This is a genomic window from Falsiruegeria mediterranea M17, from assembly GCF_900302455.1.
Taxonomy (GTDB): Bacteria; Pseudomonadota; Alphaproteobacteria; order Rhodobacterales; family Rhodobacteraceae; genus Falsiruegeria; species Falsiruegeria mediterranea.
The window spans coordinates 441901-454823 of sequence record NZ_ONZG01000001.1; the positions used below are offsets into that span (position 1 = coordinate 441901).

The window sequence follows — 12923 nt, forward strand, 5'->3', positions numbered from 1 at the left end:
AGCGACATGCTTTAGAACCAAGCGTCTGATTTCCGTTCCAAGGCTTCGGTTTCGACCTTAAGCAAAGCACGCAGACCTTCGCGGTACGAGGGGTAGAGCAACTTTACCCCAAGTTCCGACTTGATCAGGTCATTGCGCACCCGTTTGTTCTCGCCATAGAAACTGCGCGCCATGGCGCTCATCCCCGCCTCGTCAAAGGGCACTTCGGCAGGTAGGGGCAACCCCAGCAGTTCCGCCGCCAACCCGATCACGTCCTGTGGCGGCGCGGGATCATCATCACACAGGTTGTAGACTGCACCGGGCCGTAGCTGCGCGATCGAGGCACGCAACACCTGCGCAATATCATCGACATGGATGCGCGAGAACACCTGACCAGGCTTCACGATACGCCGCGCCGTGCCCGCGCGCACTTTGGAAAACGGCCCCCGCCCCGGACCATAGATCCCGGCAAGTCGAAAGATGTGCAGCGGCAGACCAGGAATGGACTGCCAACCGCGTTCCGCTGCAACCCGCAAATCCCCCCTCACGGACGAAGGTGCGACCCCGGTGTTTTCATCCACCCATCCACCGTTTCGATCCCCATAGACCGCCGTTGTGGACAGGTAACCAACCCAATCGAACTTATCCGCCCTCGCCGCTATCTCCTCGCGGAAATCGGCCAAAACCGGATCACCCGCTTCGCTGGGTCCTGCCGAGATCAGCAGGTGGGTCACTCCGTCCAAACTCGGGCGCCTGCCGGGCCATTGATGCATCTCGACCCCGGGCGGGACCTTGGCGCTGTCTTCACCACGGCTGGTGCCGATACAGCGCCAGCCATCATCCAGACTGCGCACCAAAGCGCGGGCAGTGTATCCAAGGCCAAAGCAGAAAAGCGTCTTAGTCATGTCCCCTAGATGGTCCGAGCGGGATCGGGATGCAAGCATTCCAGACGTCTCACTTGATTCGAATCCCTACATCAGCGTTTCATTGAGATATGAGTAAAAAAGAACCCGATCTGCACAGTGCATACGCACTTGAAACACCGGACGACCACAAACGGCTCTATGCCGAATGGGCTGGTGATTATGATGACAGCTTTGCTGCGCGCGAAGACTATCAACTGCATATCCACACCGCGCGGGCGTTTGTGGGCGCTGGCGGCCAGGGGCCTGTTTTGGACGTGGGCGCAGGCACGGGCCTGTGTGGTGCCGTCCTGTCAGGACTGGGCGTCGGACCGATTGATGCCACCGATATCAGCGCCGCAATGTTGGATCAGGCGATGCGCAAGGACATCTATCGCGACGCGATCGAGGCTGACCTGAACCACGGCATCCCGGTGCCGCGCGAAAGCTATTCCGGCATCGTATCCTCGGGCACCTTTACACACGGGCATGTCGGCCCCGAAGTGATCCCCGCCCTGTTGCGCGTGGCCCGTCACGGCGCCCAGTTTGCGCTGTCGATCAACGCCAAGCATTTCGAGGCGCAGGGGTTCTCCGACGCGTTAAAGGCTCTGGATGGGGACAAGATTCACAACCTGTCCCTGCCTCAGGTGCGTATTTATGGCGACTTGGCTGCGGGAGAGAACAAGGACGACACAGCCTTTATCGCCCTGTTCGAAAAGTCCTGAGGTTTATTTGCCCTTCCACACCGGATCGCGTTTCTCGGCAAAGGCGCGCGCGCCTTCCAAATTATCCTCGGACCCATACAGCGTGTCGATGGTGGCCAACTGTCGGCGCTGTATCTGGTTCATGATATCGCGGAAATTGGCATCTTCGGCCTCGCGCACAACCTCTTTAATCGCCGCATAAACCAGCGGCGGACCGCTCGCCAGCAGGCGTGCCACCTCCCATGCACGATCCATCAATTGATCGCCCCGCACGATTTCATTCACCAATCCCCAATGCTTGGCCTCTTCGGCATCGAACCACCGACCCGTAAGCAGCAGTTCCATCGCCACGTGATATGGAATGCGCTTGGGCAGTTTGACACTGGCCGCATCCGCGATGGTCCCTGAGCGAATTTCCGGCAGGGCAAAGCTGGCGTGATCGGCGGAAATGATGATGTCGGCCGAGATCATAAGCTCCAGACCACCACCACAGGCGATGCCGTTCACGGCGGCGATCACCGGCTTGTTCATGTCTCGCAACTCTTGCAGGCCACCAAATCCGCCAACGCCATAATCGCCATCGACCGCATCGCCGTCGGCAGCTGCCTTCAGATCCCAGCCGGGGCAAAAGAACTTTTCGCCGCCACCTGTCAGGATCGCCACGCGCAGTTCGGGATCATCGCGAAAGTCGCGAAAAACCTCGCCCATCACGCGGCTGGTGGCCAGGTCAATGGCATTGGCCTTGGGTCGGTCCAGCGTCACCTCAAGGATCGCACCGTCGCGTTTTGTCTTTACCGGGTTCATGAGCTTGCCTTTCGGATCAGAGCGTCGACCGCAACCGCGCCCTCGGCGGTGCAGATCAAGGGGTTGATTTCAACTTCGGCCAGGGTGTCGGCATTGGCAAGCACATAGGCCTGCACCGCGTCCACAGCCGCAACGATGCCCCCCAGATCAGCCGCTGGCTTACCTCGATAGCCGTGAAGCAATGGGGCACATTTTAGCCGGTTTAGAGCCTTTTGTATTTGAACTGCACTGGAGGGAACCAGCAAGGATACCGTATCCCGCAGCACCTCGGTTAACACGCCGCCTGCCCCGATGGTCAGAACAAAGCCATGTGCAGGGTCGCGGGTCACGCCGATCAACAGTTCGGCCACAGTTCCATTTGCCATTTCTTCGACGAGGACGGTTTCTGTTCCTACGGCCTGCGCTGCTTCGGCCAGGTTTGATAGCTGCACACCAAGGCGAACCGCGCCATGTTCGGACTTGTGTGCAAGGCCGATGCCCTTGACCGCGAAAGGCGGCTTCAATGCGGCACAAGCTTGCTCCGCATCTGATGCAGAACCCACAACGCTACGAGGAGTTGGCAGGCCGTGTTTTGACAAGGCCTCTTTGGCTTCAGCTTCGGTCAAAACCGCATCAGGTTCGGCTGTACCGGGAATACAAACTGGCTCTAATAAGGGGCTTTTCGTATGACTTGCCGCATCGGCAGCAGCAAGCGCCTCTTCCAGCCCCATGATCGGAACAACGCCACCGGCCATCAATTCGTCAGCCACGTGTTCAGGCATCAACTCGGGCAGTGTTGCGACGACAGCAAAAGGCGCGCCTGTTTCTGCCCGGACGGCCAAGGCCGCCTGCGTGGCGCAGGTCCAGTCGGTGTGGTCGGTGTGCGGATAATCGACGATGGAAAAGGTCATGCCGATCCCCTCGCCCGTCATCCCTTTCCACGCGCGCGTCATCGCCTGCGTGTCGCGCCAGATATAGGTGTGGTAGTCCAGCGGATTTGCCAGGGCGACCATTGGACCAAGGGCAGCCTTCAGATCGTGTTTTTGCGGCTCTGACAAAGGGGGAAATACCAAATCACGCTTGGTAGATAAGTCCGCAATCAAGCTCGCCTCGCCCCCTGAGCAACTGATCGACGCGATCTTGTTCGAGGTCAGCGGGCCATTGGCATGGAGCAGCTTCAACGTCTCGAGGAACGCGGGCAGCCCCTGCAACCGCACGACACCCAACCGATCCAACAAGGCTTGCGCGCCCGCGTCACTGCCGGCAAGCGAGGCGGTGTGGGACACTGCCGCTGCCTGTGCCTGCTCGGACGCACCGACCTTGAGTGCCACCAGTGGTACGCCCCGGTCATGGGCTTTGGTGGCCAGAGCCTCCCACTCGCGCAGGTTTCCAAAACCTTCAATGTGCAGGCCAATCGCTGTGAGCCGGTCATCGTCAAGCAACTGCATCGCAATCGCAGCCTGAGACGTTTGCGCCATGTTCCCGCAGGTCACCATATAAGCAATCGGCAATCCCCGGCGCTGCATAGTCAGGTTGATGGCAATGTTCGAGCTTTGGGTCAGAATGGCAACGCCCCGCTCAACCGGCTGCATCCCATGCTGATCCGGCCAGATCGCGGTCCGATCCAAGGCATTGACGAAACCATAACAGTTCGGCCCCAAGATTGGCATTTCGCCCGCAGCAGCCACCAACCTTGCTTGCAATTCAGCGCCGCTGGCGTCCTCGGCCAGGGCCTCGGTAAAGCCGGAGGCAAAGCACACCGCACCGCCCGCGCCCAATTCTCGCAAGGTCGATACGACCTCGAGCGTGGCAAAGCGGTTCACCCCGATGAAGGCAGCGTCGATTGGGCCATCCCAATCCTCAAGCTTCTCAATCGCCTTAATACCCGCGATCTCTTTTCCCGAAGGGTGCACCGGTAAAATTTGGCCCTGATAACCAATGCGCTGCGCGGCCTCGATGATTGAGGCACACCAGGCCCCACCACCAATCACGGCGATTGAGGAAGGGTTGAGAACCCGTTTCAGATCGCGGGTGACAGCATCGCTTTCAACAGAGGATGTGTTCGCGCCCGGCGGTGACGCCGCTGTAATCAAGGTTGTGTTCATCTAGTCCTGTGAAGTGTCTGCCGCCCTGTCCAGATGGCCCAGGTCGCGTTCCGGGTCGATCCGGTCCCGCACGCGCGATTTCAGCTCTTTCACATCCGGAAAGCCACCGTCCCGCTTGCGTTCCCAAATCACCTCATTGTCCAAAGTGATCTCAAACACGCCACCCGTCTCACCCGGCACCAGCGTCACCGACCCAAGATCCTCTTGAAAGGTCGAGAGCAGCTCTTGCGCCATCCAGGCGGCGCGGAGCATCCAGTTACAGCCAATGCAGTATGTGATCGAAATGGCGGGTTTTGTCATTGGGGTCAGCCTCCTAGCGGTCTCAGCAGTTCTCGGCTGATGATATGCCGCTGAATCTCGCTTGTCCCCTCCCAGATGCGCTCGACACGCGCGTCACGCCAGATGCGTTCCAGGGGCAACTCGTCCATCAAGCCCATGCCACCATGGATCTGGATCGCCTCGTCCGCGACCATGGCCAGCATCTCGGTCGCCTTGAGCTTAGCCATCGACATGTCGGATTCGGTGACGGTGCCCTGATCAAACTTCCAGCCTGCTTCCCATGTCAGCAGGTTTGCGGCTTTCAACTCTGTCGCCATGTCGGCCAGTTTGAAAGAGATGCCCTGAAACTTGCCAATCTGCTGGCCGAACTGCTTGCGCTCGGCTGAATATTCAACCGCGTGCTGCATCGCCCGCTCAGCCCGGCCCAGGCAAGTAGCCGCAACTTGCAAGCGGGTCGCGCCCAGCCAAGTGTTGGCCACATCGAACCCTTTGTGCAACTCGCCCAGCATCGCCGATTTCGGGATGCGGCAATCGTCAAACTCCAGCACCGCATTGGTATAGCCCCGATGGCTGACATTTCGGTACCCGTCGCGGACGGTGAAACCCGACGTGTCCTTGTCCACGAAAAAGGCAGTGATCAGCTTTTTTGGCCCGCGCGGTGTTTCCTCTTCACCGGTTGCCATGAACACGATCGAAAAGTCTGCGATGTCAGCGTGACTGATGAAATGCTTGGTGCCGTTCAGGATGAAGTCATCGCCATCCGCCCGAGCAGTTGCCGTCATGCCGCGCAGATCCGACCCAGCCCCTGGTTCGGTCATGGCCAGACAATCCCACTTCTCCCCCTTCATGCAGGGGTAAAGATACTTTTCCTTCTGTTCATCGGTGCCCGCCATAAGGATGTTCGAGGGGCGCGCAACACAGGTCCAATGCAGCGCATAGTTCGCGCGCCCCAGTTCCTTTTCGTACATCAGCCAGGTCAGCGTATCGAGGCCCGCGCCCCCTACCTCTTCGGGCATGTTGGCGGCGTAGAGGCCAGCCTCCATCGCCTTGACCTGCACCTCTTTGATGATCTCCATCGGCAGTTGGCCAGTGCGCTCGACCTCAGCCTCATGCGGGTAAAGCTCGTTTTCGACAAAGGCGCGGGTGGTGTCGATGATCATCGACTGTTCTTCGGTCAGGCCAAACTGCATCTCTTGCGCTCCGGACAGAGGGAATTTCCCGCGTATCCTGATCGAGCTTGCGAAGATTACTGTGCAGAATTAGATATCGATCATGCAAGATTGGTCAAAAACTTCCGCCGCAACGCAGCAAGTTGGCGTGCTTCTGTTCGATGGGTTTTCGAACCATTGCCTGGCCAACACGGTCGAACCCTTGCGTGCTGCCAATATGCTGTCAGGTCGGCCGTTGTATGACTGGCAATTCCTCGCCTTGGGGTCCGGCGTCGTGACGTCGTCTTCGGGGTTACAGGTCGCTCCGCACCAGGCACTCAGTCAGGCGCAGGGAGACATGTTGGTTGTCATGCCGTCTTATGGGTTTCAAGAGCATAGCGGCTGGAAAACACAATCCGCATTGCGCGCTGCCAAGCGGCGTTTCAAGTCTCTGATCGGGATGGACACTGGCAGTTGGTTGCTGGCCGAGGCCGGGCTGTTGGATCACCATCGTGCAACCATCCATTGGGAGGAGCTTACGGGTTTCTCCGAGCGGTTCCCCGAGATTGACGTGGTGCGCGAGCGTTATGTCATTGACCGCAATCGGATCACGTGTTCAGGCGCCATGGCAGCGTTTGATCTGGTGACGCACATGATTGGGCGCGATCAAGGTCAGGCTCTGGCACTCGAGGTTGCACAGCTGTTCATGACCCGTGAATCTGCACGCTCTCATACGGGTGGTGCAGGGCCCGCCAGCACGTTTGTGAACAAGGCCTTGGCCATTATGCAAGAGAACCTGGAACAGCCACTCTCGGTTCCCGAAGTGGCAAGGCGCGCTGGTCGCACCCAAAAGGTGCTTGAGTCCCGAATGCGGGCCGATCTTGGGGCCACCCCTGCAACGGTTTATCGCCGGTTGCGCCTGAACTTGGCCCGCAAGTTGGTAATGGAAACCGATTTGCCCGTGGCCGAGATTGCGTTGCGCTCTGGCTATGATGATCCAAGCGCCATGACACGCGCGTTTCGCACCGAATTTGGACGGTCTCCAAGGGCTTTGCGTCGCTAGCTGGGATGTGCCCTCATCCGCTGGTTCAAACGCCACACGCCCCATGCCAATGGGATTGCCGCCAATCCGCCCAGCAAGTAGGCCAGCGGCCGGTCCGCAAAGCTCTCGAACATTTGCGTGTAGCCATGAATGGCAGCAAAGGTCAGCCCTGCGTTGAACAGCCCTCGCTGACTGTGGCGCGCAGACCAAATAATGACGGCGGCCAAGACCACAGCCCATAAAATCGCATAAGCTCCATCAGGAATGGTCAGCGCCTGATCACGAAAGGCCTCGCGGGCTGCGCGGTAGCTTTCCCAATCCGGATATCCATCGCTGTATCGTCCCGGTCCCCAGATAGTTTCCCCGACAACATCGCCCCACAGAGAACCCACCAAGGCGCAAAGATTGGCGACAATGAACCCAAGCACCGCCAGGATGCGCAGGTGACGCGCATCTCGGTCGGCCGTCTTTCTGGCCCCCCAAAGACACGCTGTGATCAGTGCTATCATCTGGACGATGGTCAGGGTTGGTTCCGGAGAGTAGAATACATACGCAGCATGAAAATAGGCGGTGCCCGTCTCGAGCATCTGGGCAAAGGGAACAATCGCCAGCGCCGTAACCAGGCGCACGTCGATCATCCAACCGATCGTTGCGACCGCGATCGCATAATATAGCAGGATCAGGTTTCTGAGCGGCGACCCGATCTGGTGCTGCATCACCAACAACTCAATCCCGATCAGATGCATCGACAATCCCATCAGGATAACCGCGCCTAGAACAAAGGCAGCCGACAAGGCCCCTGATCGCCACCGCCAGACGCCTAGAATAGTCACGAAGGCACCTGCCGGTGTCATGATCCATCCCGCAAGCTGTTCATATTTGTCCACAAGCTCGATCGAAGCGCCGCCCATCAACATCCCGGCGCCGATCAAGATCGCAGAATTGCCAAACATTCGATAGGCTTCGGCGCCTTTTGCCAGGATCAATAGACCCAACACCAGCATCAAGACCCCGGTGATCGAGACGGCGACAGCATTTGCCAGCCAGAAAATGAACCCGGCAGTGGCCGCGATAATCCCGAAACAAAGGATCGCGTTGACCGCAAGCTTGATCATCACGTCACGCGAGCGTGTTTCGATCTCCAAGGCCTGCTCCGGGGCCAAAACACCATCTTCGACAAGTGCAGTAGTATCCGCTACAACATGCATGTTTAGACCTTTGAAACAGTAAGCTGTCTGAAACCATACATCATTCCGATAAACGCTGACCATTGCCCATTAGGTGCAAGAATTTCTGCGTAAAGGCCGCATGGAATGCCTCAAGAAGTATCAACGTGAAGTGACTACTTGGAGAACTGAAAAAGTGAGGTTCGAATTTCACTAGCGCGCGCGTGCAATTTCCGGATTTCCGGATCTTCTAGCCCTAACTCATCAAGGTGGCGCACAAGCGACTCGAGATAGGTGAAATTCGGTCCCAAATTACCTTCGGCAACAGCAATCATCTGAGCCGAGGTTTCCAATGAAACGTCCGGTAGATACCGATTGTTGGTCGTGTCCATGAGGAAAACCAAGGCCTCGACAACGCCCTGTGGCGTGTCTACTTCCAGAAACACTGGCTGGTATGAACCCGAAAACATTTCGCGCCGCCACATGAATTGGGTTTCCTGGTCGGCAAGCGATGAGGGAATTCGAAAAACTACACCGTCGCAATGCCCTCCCTGGTCCAAGGCCGCCATTAAACCAGGTTGGTCATGTGTTCCACGCCCCCCATCCAAACGCATACAAAATCTCCGGTGCCACCCTGGCAGAGACCCGTATCGATATTCATCGATTTGCACTGCCGGATCCCAAATCAGCGACCCATAGGCAAAGACCCAGAGGTCCTGATCCAAACGACCCGCAAGAACCGCTTGCCGATTGGCCTCGCGTTTCTCGTGATCCATGCGCCAGCCTGTTGGCCAACCTTCCTCGATTGCCTGAATATCCAGTTCATCGAACCGATCCAGTCCAAATCGCATTTCAGATTGGTCCGGAGGAATAATTTTACCGCGCAAGGCGGGCGTATATCGGAAGGTATGATCAGGAAACGGCATACTGCAGTTAAGCCAACAATCTTTATTGACACCACAGAAGATTGCTTAGTTGACGTTTCTTTTTGGATTTGGTTGCGGGAGTAGGATTTGAACCTACGACCTTCAGGTTATGAGCCTGACGAGCTACCGGGCTGCTCCATCCCGCGACAGTTGACCTAGCGTGTTGTGCTGGTCTGGGTATTTTTGATCGTATTAGAGTATTGGATTTTACTAGGTTTGGCGGTGAGCTACTCTCCCACGCCTTGAGACGCAGTACCATTGCCGCAGCAGTGCTTAACTTCCGGGTTCGGGATGGGACCGGGTGTTTCACTTGCGCTATGACCACCAAACCAAGAAAAATCCATTTATCTTCGATGACTGGATTTGGCGGCAGGCAGGGCATTTGCGCAGCAAATACCGGTTGCCGCACCTGAGTTATGTCAGGCTGGCTGTTCCAGTTCATCGAAGAAGATCAATCAACAGAGACACATGTTGGAATGTCTCGGGCTGTCCAAGTTTTGTGTTTTGTAGGGGTTGTATGCTTTTGTTTTGGTTCCAGTTTTTCTTTTACTGGATCAAATCAAGCCTATCGGACAATTAGTACCGGTCAACTGAACATGTTACCATGCTTACATCTCCGGCCTATCGACGTGGTGGTCTACCACGGTCCTCAGGGATACCTTGTTTTGAGGGGGGCTTCCCGCTTAGATGCCTTCAGCGGTTATCCTGTCCGATCATAGCTACCCTGCACTGCTGCTGGCGCAACAACAGGTCCACCAGTGGATCGTTCACCCCGGTCCTCTCGTACTAGGGGCAACTCCTCTCAAGTATCCTACACCCACGGCAGATAGGGACCGAACTGTCTCACGACGTTCTAAACCCAGCTCACGTACCTCTTTAAACGGCGAACAGCCGTACCCTTGGGACCTGCTCCAGCCCCAGGATGAGATGAGCCGACATCGAGGTGCCAAACACTGCCGTCGATATGGACTCTTGGGCAGTATCAGCCTGTTATCCCCGGCGTACCTTTTATCCGTTGAGCGATGGCCCTTCCACTCGGGACCACCGGATCACTATGGCCGTCTTTCGACTCTGCTCGACTTGTCAGTCTTGCAGTCAGGCTGGCTTCTGCCATTGCACTCAACGAGCGATTTCCGACCGCTCTGAGCCAACCTTCGCGCGCCTCCGTTACGCTTTAGGAGGCGACCGCCCCAGTCAAACTACCCGCCACACAGGGTCCCGGATCCGGATAACGGACCGCGGTTAGACATCAAGCAGAACAAGGGTGGTATCTCAAAGGAGGCTCCACAGGAACTGGCGTCCCTGCTTCAAAGCCTACCACCTATTCTGCACATGTTGTGCCTGATGCCAATGTGAAGCTGTAGTAAAGGTGCACGGGGTCTTTCCGTCTAACCGCGGGAAGCCTGCATCTTGACAGGCAATTCAATTTCGCTGAGTCGATGTTGGAGACAGCGGGGAAGTCGTTACGCCATTCGTGCAGGTCGGAACTTACCCGACAAGGAATTTCGCTACCTTAGGACCGTTATAGTTACGGCCGCCGTTTACCTGGGCTTCAATTCAGAGCTCTCACCCCTCCTTTTAACCTTCAGGCACCGGGCAGGCGTCAGACCCTATACGTCGTCTTGCGACTTCGCAGAGCCCTGTGTTTTTAATAAACAGTCGCCACCCCCTGGTTTGTGCCCCCAGCCCCTAGTTGCCTAGGAACCGGGCCTCCTTCTCGCGAACTTACGGAGGTATTTTGCCGAGTTCCTTCAACATCGTTCTCTCAAGCGCCTTGGTATTCTCTACCAGTCCACCTGTGTCGGTTTAGGGTACGATCTCATGGAAGGGCTATTTCCAGGGACCTCTCAGCAGCCCATTCAATCCGATAAGGATGAACTACCTTCGAGATCCGTCACCTCTTCCTGGCCCAGGAATATTAACCTGGTTCCCATCGACTACGCCTTTCGGCCTCGCCTTAGGGGTCGGCTTACCCTGCTCAGATTAGCTTTAAGCAGGAACCCTTGGACTTTCGGCGAGAGTGTCTCTCACACTCTTTGTCGCTACTCATGTCATCATTCTCACTAGTGATCTCTCCACGGGATCGCTCACGCGCCCGCTTCATCGAAAGCTCCTTGCGTCCAACACCTTCCGAAGAAGGTTAAAGACGCATGGAACTATGTCACACTACGCTCTGCTACCATGCCTTACGGCATCCTAAGCTTCGGCTCATGGCTTGAGCCCCGTTACATCTTCGCCGCAGGACGTCTTAATTAGACCAGTGAGCTGTTACGCTATCTTTAAAGGATGGCTGCTTCTAAGCCAACCTCCTGGTTGTTTTGGACATCCCACCTGCTTTCCCACTTAGCCATGAATTGGGGGCCTTAGCTGTAGGTCAGGGTTGTTTCCCTCTCCACTACGGACGTTAGCATCCGCAGTGTGTCTGCCATCTAGTACTCCCGGGTATTCGGAGTTTGGTTAGGATCAGTAAGCCTGTGGGGCCCCATTACCCATCCAGTGCTCTACCCCCCGGGGTATTCGGATGACGCTCTACCTAAATAGATTTCGCAGAGAACCAGCTATCTCCGAGTTTGATTGGCCTTTCACCCCTAGGCACAACTCATCCCGACCTTTTTCAACAGGTGTGGGTTCGGCCCTCCAGTAAGTGTTACCTTACCTTCAGCCTGGTCATGCCTAGATCACTCGGTTTCGGGTCTGATCCCACGAACTCGACGCCCTATTAAGACTCGCTTTCGCTGCGCCTACACCTAACGGCTTAAGCTTGCACGTGAGACCAAGTCGATGACCCATTATACAAAAGGTACGCCGTCAGCTCGCAAGGAGCCTCCGACTGATTGTAGGCGTTCGGTTTCAGGTACTGTTTCACTCCCCTCGTCGGGGTGCTTTTCACCTTTCCCTCACGGTACTGGTTCACTATCGGTCAGTAAGGAGTACTTAGCCTTCGAAGGTGGTCCTCCGATCTTCAGACAGAATTTCACGTGTTCCGCCCTACTTAATACGTCCATCAGAGCTTCTTGTACGGGGCTGTCACCCGCTATGGCCATGCTTCCCAACATGTTCCAATCACTCATCCGGCTCGGCTGGTCCCCGTTCGCTCGCCGCTACTAGGGGAGTATCAATTGATTTCCTTTCCTCCGGGTACTTAGATGTTTCAGTTCCCCGGGTTTGCTCTTAAAACCCTATGTATTCAGGTCTTAAGTACCTGGTTAAGAACATTATTAACTACCGAAGTAATAATAATGAACTTTCAGGTGGGTTCCCCCATTCAGAGATCCATGGATCAAAGCTTATTCTCAGCTCCCCATGGCTTATCGCAGAGTATCACGTCTTTCATCGCCTCTTACTGCCAAGGCATTCACCAAACGCCCTTCTCGCGCTTGATTTGATCCAGAAAGAGAAAAACTGACGTCTTTCGACCGCAGTAGCTGGTAAGTAACTGCAGCTTATCTTCCTGAACCAAAAGCATACTTTCCCGCCCGCTTCATGTCGGTGAAGCGGACATTGAGTGTTCCGTGCGGAACACTCGGGTTAGTGTACTTGACTTGGACAACTCTGTTCGTTTCAGCCGGGATACATAAGACGGAGCGAGGAAACACTCGTGTCAAATGCCTTCCACTCTCTTAGTGTGCTACCGCCTTGCGGCTACTTGAGCACGAGAATGGAACCGAACTGAGATCCACGCCACACTCGGCGCGATCAAACAGTGTTGATTGATTTCTCTCTAAACGATGTCAATGCTTCCGAAGAAGCGACGTCCGATTGGACGGTTAAAAACCAAAAACGGTGCTTAACGATCAAATCGAAGGGATATGGTGGGTCGAGGAGGACTTGAACCTCCGACCTCACGCTTATCAGGCGTGCGCTCTAACCACCTGAGCTACCGACCCAG

9 protein-coding genes, 2 tRNA genes and 2 rRNA genes are annotated in these 12923 nt (G+C 56.2%); 2 read left to right on the forward strand and 11 right to left on the reverse strand.

Going from position 1 to position 12923, the window contains the following annotated elements:
* Positions 1–11: 11 nt before the first annotated feature.
* Positions 12–884, reverse strand: coding sequence for an SDR family oxidoreductase (locus TRM7615_RS02145; RefSeq protein WP_108785252.1), 873 nt, complete (start codon positions 882–884; stop codon positions 12–14).
* Between the two features lie 89 nt (positions 885–973).
* Here TRM7615_RS02145 and TRM7615_RS02150 point away from each other — a divergent pair, with 89 nt between their 5' ends.
* Positions 974–1606 carry a class I SAM-dependent DNA methyltransferase gene (locus tag TRM7615_RS02150; RefSeq protein ID WP_108785253.1) on the forward strand — a complete coding sequence of 211 codons (633 nt, stop codon included), beginning with the start codon at positions 974–976 and terminating at the stop codon, positions 1604–1606.
* 3 nt (positions 1607–1609) lie between these two features.
* Here TRM7615_RS02150 and TRM7615_RS02155 read toward each other — a convergent pair whose 3' ends face one another.
* The 4 genes from TRM7615_RS02155 to TRM7615_RS02170 are packed head-to-tail and all read right to left on the reverse strand — an operon-like array spanning position 1610 to position 5942.
* Complete coding sequence (locus tag TRM7615_RS02155; RefSeq protein WP_108785254.1) at positions 1610–2389, reverse strand: carnitinyl-CoA dehydratase; 780 nt, start codon at positions 2387–2389, stop codon at positions 1610–1612.
* The gene (locus TRM7615_RS02160) at positions 2386–4473 is read right to left on the reverse strand and encodes an acetate--CoA ligase family protein (RefSeq protein ID WP_108785255.1); all 2088 of its coding nucleotides are present in this window, start codon (positions 4471–4473) and stop codon (positions 2386–2388) included. Before TRM7615_RS02160 ends, TRM7615_RS02155 begins: the two co-directional genes overlap by 4 nt.
* Positions 4474–4773 carry an Rdx family protein gene (locus TRM7615_RS02165; protein ID WP_108785256.1) on the reverse strand — a complete coding sequence of 100 codons (300 nt, stop codon included), beginning with the start codon at positions 4771–4773 and terminating at the stop codon, positions 4474–4476.
* A gap of 5 nt (positions 4774–4778) precedes the next feature.
* Complete coding sequence (locus tag TRM7615_RS02170) at positions 4779–5942, reverse strand: acyl-CoA dehydrogenase family protein (RefSeq protein WP_108785257.1); 1164 nt, start codon at positions 5940–5942, stop codon at positions 4779–4781.
* A gap of 82 nt (positions 5943–6024) precedes the next feature.
* Here TRM7615_RS02170 and TRM7615_RS02175 point away from each other — a divergent pair, with 82 nt between their 5' ends.
* The gene (locus TRM7615_RS02175) at positions 6025–6963 is read left to right on the forward strand and encodes a GlxA family transcriptional regulator (RefSeq protein ID WP_108785258.1); all 939 of its coding nucleotides are present in this window, start codon (positions 6025–6027) and stop codon (positions 6961–6963) included.
* Here TRM7615_RS02175 and TRM7615_RS02180 read toward each other — a convergent pair.
* From TRM7615_RS02180 to TRM7615_RS02205, 6 genes are all read right to left on the reverse strand, one after another.
* Positions 6960–8150 carry a hypothetical protein gene (locus TRM7615_RS02180; protein ID WP_108785480.1) on the reverse strand — a complete coding sequence of 397 codons (1191 nt, stop codon included), beginning with the start codon at positions 8148–8150 and terminating at the stop codon, positions 6960–6962. The two genes, TRM7615_RS02175 and TRM7615_RS02180, sit on opposite strands and share 4 nt — an antisense overlap.
* A 134-nt stretch (positions 8151–8284) precedes the next feature.
* Positions 8285–9034: a gamma-glutamylcyclotransferase gene (locus TRM7615_RS02185; RefSeq protein WP_108785259.1), complete on the reverse strand. Its 750-nt coding sequence runs from the start codon at positions 9032–9034 to the stop codon at positions 8285–8287.
* Positions 9035–9103: 69 nt separating this feature from the next.
* Positions 9104–9180, reverse strand: a tRNA-Met gene (locus tag TRM7615_RS02190).
* Between the two features lie 68 nt (positions 9181–9248).
* Positions 9249–9363 (reverse strand): 5S ribosomal RNA (rrf, locus tag TRM7615_RS02195).
* A gap of 226 nt (positions 9364–9589) precedes the next feature.
* Positions 9590–12417, reverse strand: a 23S ribosomal RNA gene (locus TRM7615_RS02200).
* Between the two features lie 427 nt (positions 12418–12844).
* Positions 12845–12921: transfer RNA gene (locus TRM7615_RS02205), tRNA-Ile, on the reverse strand.
* Positions 12922–12923: the final 2 nt, after the last annotated feature.

Excerpts from the sequence above, each read along its gene's own strand:
- TRM7615_RS02145 (WP_108785252.1), bottom strand. The coding sequence starts at position 884 with ATGACTAAGACGCTTTTCTGCTTTGGCCTTGGATACACTGCCCGCGCT.
- TRM7615_RS02150 (WP_108785253.1), top strand. The coding sequence starts at position 974 with ATGAGTAAAAAAGAACCCGATCTGCACAGTGCATACGCACTTGAAACA.
- TRM7615_RS02155 (WP_108785254.1), bottom strand. The coding sequence starts at position 2,389 with ATGAACCCGGTAAAGACAAAACGCGACGGTGCGATCCTTGAGGTGACG.
- TRM7615_RS02160 (WP_108785255.1), bottom strand. The coding sequence starts at position 4,473 with ATGAACACAACCTTGATTACAGCGGCGTCACCGCCGGGCGCGAACACA.
- TRM7615_RS02165 (WP_108785256.1), bottom strand. The coding sequence starts at position 4,773 with ATGACAAAACCCGCCATTTCGATCACATACTGCATTGGCTGTAACTGG.
- TRM7615_RS02170 (WP_108785257.1), bottom strand. The coding sequence starts at position 5,942 with ATGCAGTTTGGCCTGACCGAAGAACAGTCGATGATCATCGACACCACC.
- TRM7615_RS02175 (WP_108785258.1), top strand. The coding sequence starts at position 6,025 with ATGCAAGATTGGTCAAAAACTTCCGCCGCAACGCAGCAAGTTGGCGTG.
- TRM7615_RS02180 (WP_108785480.1), bottom strand. The coding sequence starts at position 8,150 with ATGCATGTTGTAGCGGATACTACTGCACTTGTCGAAGATGGTGTTTTG.
- TRM7615_RS02185 (WP_108785259.1), bottom strand. The coding sequence starts at position 9,034 with ATGCCGTTTCCTGATCATACCTTCCGATATACGCCCGCCTTGCGCGGT.